At 35.0% G+C, this 3,809-nt stretch carries 4 protein-coding genes and 1 pseudogene; 2 read left to right on the forward strand and 3 right to left on the reverse strand.

Annotation, left to right across the window (positions count from 1 at the left end):
* Window positions 1-71: 71 nt before the first annotated feature.
* Window positions 72-779 (forward strand): annotated as a pseudogene (locus V7024_RS24070) (IS6 family transposase).
* Between the two features lie 169 nt (window positions 780-948).
* Window positions 949-1,158 carry a YkvA family protein gene (locus V7024_RS24075; protein ID WP_438824515.1) on the forward strand — a complete coding sequence of 70 codons (210 nt, stop codon included), beginning with the start codon at window positions 949-951 and terminating at the stop codon, window positions 1,156-1,158.
* Window positions 1,159-1,335: 177 nt separating this feature from the next.
* Here V7024_RS24075 and V7024_RS24080 read toward each other — a convergent pair whose 3' ends face one another.
* The 3 genes from V7024_RS24080 to V7024_RS24090 all read right to left on the reverse strand — a co-directional run bounded on the left by V7024_RS24080 (window position 1,336) and on the right by V7024_RS24090 (window position 3,555).
* Window positions 1,336-1,896 (reverse strand): hypothetical protein, encoded by a 561-nt coding sequence (locus V7024_RS24080; RefSeq protein WP_335524592.1) that lies wholly within the window; start codon window positions 1,894-1,896, stop codon window positions 1,336-1,338.
* A 405-nt stretch (window positions 1,897-2,301) separates the two neighbouring features.
* Window positions 2,302-2,550, reverse strand: a complete 249-nt coding sequence (locus tag V7024_RS24085) for a hypothetical protein (RefSeq protein WP_335524593.1) — start codon at window positions 2,548-2,550, stop codon at window positions 2,302-2,304.
* Between the two features lie 39 nt (window positions 2,551-2,589).
* A complete protein-coding gene (locus V7024_RS24090; protein ID WP_335524595.1) occupies window positions 2,590-3,555 on the reverse strand; it encodes a radical SAM protein in 966 nt (321 codons plus the stop codon).
* Window positions 3,556-3,809: the final 254 nt, after the last annotated feature.

Here is a 3,809-nt window from a genome sequence, read left to right on the forward strand (position 1 = left end):
GGTTCTGGTGCAAAAAATCTATAAAACTTGGACATACTGATATTATCAATCTACAAAAGGACGTGATCAGTATGAAAAAGCAAAATTTATTTAAGTAGAAACATTATCAATCTGATGTGATTATATTAACAGTCAGATGGTACCTACGGTACAGCCTAAGCTTTCGTAATTTAGTGGAAATGATGGAAGAACGAGGCTTATCTATTTCTCACACAACCATTATGCGGTGGGTACATCAATATGGTCCTGAGTTAGATAAACGAATTCGGCGCTATCTTAAACAAACGAATGACTCCTGGAGAGTCGATGAAACATATATCAAAGTAAAAGGTCAATGGATGTATCTATATCGTGCAGTGGATTCCAAAGGAAACACGATTGATTTTTATCTCAGTGAAACAAGAGACACAAAGGCTGCAAAGCGCTTCTTCAAGAAAGCTTTGCGGTCTTTTCATGTTTCACAACCTCGTGTGATAACTATTGATAAGAATCCCGCCTATCCTGTAGCAATTGAAGAGTTGAAGAATGAAAAAAAGATGCCTATGGGCATCCAAATAAGGCGAGTGAAATATCTTAATAACATCGTGGAACAAGATCATCGTTTTATCAAGAAACGAGTTCGCTCTATGTTAGGACTGAAATCACTTCGTACAGCTAATTGCATTTTAAGTGGCGTCGAAGCTATGCATATGATGAGAAAAGGGCAATTTCACCAAAGGGTGAAGTCTGCCCGAAATGAAGCTGAATTCATTCATAAATTGTTTGGATTAGCTGTTTAACCTCTCAGTTAACAGAACATTTCCGTTCTAGGGTGTTTCTTGCCCATCCCCTCGAAAAGGGGGGATACGCAAAGTACTTTTAAGAAGTGTCCCAGGGTATGTCTGCTTAAACCTGTATATTATTTGTACTACTATATTTACTTAGTGTTATTTAGTACAATTTGATTGGATACCATTACCGTTAGATTTGATTCCAGATGCTATTCCAGTAGTTGGTTTTGCTGATGATTTAGGCGCATTAGGAATTGCTCTTATGCAAGTTGTTATGTATATTGATCAAGATATTAAAGATTTAGCTAAAAACAAGTTATGTGATTGGTTCGGAGAAGGTGTAGATACTTCAGAAATAGATAATAAATTAGCAGGAAAAGAGCGCTAAAGACAATAATTCTTTAGTTCTTTTTTATGAAATCAGTTAGAATTTTCTTTATTCCAAATCACACTTGCTATTCCCCCATTCCGAGGGGATGGGCAAAGAAACCCAAAATCAACTTTTATTGTATATTTTGGAGTTACTTGACGTTTACATTAGTACATTAAATGAACTAATAAATAATCAAATCTCTAACCAGGTTAGATTATCATTTGGAGTCATAAGTGATCTCCATATTTCTTTAGAAGGAGTTGTTGAATTTATTAATTGTGCCCATCCCTCTAAAGGATCTTCCCAAGGCTGAATTTCTAATCTATCCTGAAAAGACACAGTTGACGGTAGAAGACTCCAGTTAGCAGACTCAATTTTTAGAGTTTGCCCCTCAGGAGCTACGCCATATATTCGCGTAGATCCACTAAATAATTCAAATGTCAAATCTTCTATGTGACTAGATGTTGTACCTCCTGGTTTTATCTCAAAGCGAGTCACTAAGTCCTGATTGGGGAAGCCATCAGGATAGGTAGGGCAGTTTTCTTCGGGTATAGCGATTGGTCCCTTTGTTACCATTTTGAATGGAAGTGCTGGTCCAATGATTGGGTTTACTAATGCGTAGAGTTGGCAGCCGTTTATATCTATATCATCTGCTGCTGAAGGCCCACGGTCGAACCGATCCCAAGCTAATAATAAACCCGCGCCACCGACAATTTCTGAGACTCCAGCAACGAAAAAAGCTAATTGTGGCATTCTTTATACCTCCTAGTAATAAATCGTTTCAAATCACTATGAACAGTAAATTTAAAAATGGGTTTTGAGATGGGGTTAATGCTATTTTTACGACATTTTAATGTGAATTTTGGTTGTCTTAAATACTTATGTTTTTGAGACTGTATGAATCCCTTAGAATAGTATAATCAACGTTTTTTCGTGTCGAATTTGCTTAGCGTATATTTTCATTAAAATGTGGATAGGACCCCAGAACAAAAAATTGACATCTCCAAGTGAAGATGCACAATTTTTTGTTCTGGGACTTTATAAAATGTTTAAGTTGATAGACATGTATGGTTAAGTATTATCGTTCTAATTTATCATTACAGTCTATTCTTATGACCTGTCTCTAATCGAATATCGAGAAAGAGGATGTTTTTAAGTCTACTCTGCTTGATCACCGATACAGATTAAACCAGAATTATGGCTACCGGCACAGATTAAAGCGTAATTATGTCCTGAACCGCTTCCTCCACCTCCACCATGTCCTCCGCGTCGTGAAACCTCACCCTCATGTATAATTCGGTCCCCAATTTCCATTTGTAATTGTTGTTTTAATGTATCTGCAAGAGAACCTGAAACTATAATTCGCCCCTGTTCATCGATAACAATCTCAACTTGATTTTTTGACATTGGAATCCTCCTAAGTAATAATATGATTTTTAATGGTGTTTAAATTCCAGATATACCTTTTAAAGGGCATTGTAGAATAGAATAATCTAAATTTTCAATGCCCCGTAACCAAGGGGATAAACGATCCTGGTTAATCTTCACAGTTCCATCAGGTAATAATGAACCAATATGATTGTGATTATCATACAGAGCAACTGTGCATTTATTGATCTTTCCATCTGAACGTATCACCATGTGATTTGGCCGAGATGCATAGCATATATAAGGATTTTTTTCTTCATAAAAGGTATAGTTTTCACCATATAATTTTTTTTCTAAACTCTTTATGATTTGCCCTCTTTGATTTGTTGGGAAGACATCAAAGGTCTTGTCATTTGGTCCTCCAGCATGGCCAACTGCACGAAATAATACTTTAAATCTTGGGTCAGAAATAAACTCCTGTCGTAAATCTTCAATTAAAGGGTCTAATAACATAATGTTATCTGGAGTAGCATGAACTCTAATCAATATAGATACCGGAGCAGAAGATTTTTTGATTTCTAACAAATTTCCCCAAATTTTATTGAAAGTCCCTTCACCGTTTGCTTTTAGTCTTGTTTTGTTATGTATATCGCTTGGACCATCTAAAGTAATTTGATAGTCCAAAACATTTAAATTTGTTAATTCCGAAAAAAGGTCAGGAGTTAGTAAATAACCATTTGTTGTCATACCAGAACGGTATTTTAATTGTGGATGCCTTTTAGATAACTTTTTAACAAATTTAGATATGTTTAAGACAACATCCTTAGCAACAAGTGGTTCCCCTCCAAACCAATCGATGTTAAGATATTCAAGGTCTGAGACCCTACGAAGAATTAATCTTTTTATTCCTTGAATGATTTCATCAGACATCTTACTAGCTTCGAAATTCTCGTAACAATATGTACACCTAAAATTACACTTTTCAGTTGGTAAAATGGTTAAACTAAATCTTCGATTTGATAATAATTCAGTTAACACTGTCATTAAATTTTACCACCTCCAATTATAAGTATTCTCTTCATGTTTCGATAATATACAAATTTTAAGTGTACTTTTTAGAAGTGGCATTATAATTCCAGGGGGTGACCCGTAAAGGTATACTTTTATAGACAATACAAGGAGTTCACTTAACACTAAATAAATGAAAGCTAAAAATATATCTCAAGGTGTACCTTTTGGTACTTAAAACGAATTAGTAATAAATTTCTCAATATAGATGTTGCTACTATTTTTAGTTA

The organism is Bacillus sp. JJ864 (assembly GCF_036963045.1).
Lineage (GTDB): Bacteria > Bacillota > Bacilli > Bacillales > Bacillaceae_G > Bacillus_A > Bacillus_A pseudomycoides_C.

Excerpts from the sequence above, each read along its gene's own strand:
- V7024_RS24090 (WP_335524595.1), bottom strand. The coding sequence starts at position 3,555 with ATGACAGTGTTAACTGAATTATTATCAAATCGAAGATTTAGTTTAACC.
- V7024_RS24085 (WP_335524593.1), bottom strand. The coding sequence starts at position 2,550 with ATGTCAAAAAATCAAGTTGAGATTGTTATCGATGAACAGGGGCGAATT.
- V7024_RS24080 (WP_335524592.1), bottom strand. The coding sequence starts at position 1,896 with ATGCCACAATTAGCTTTTTTCGTTGCTGGAGTCTCAGAAATTGTCGGT.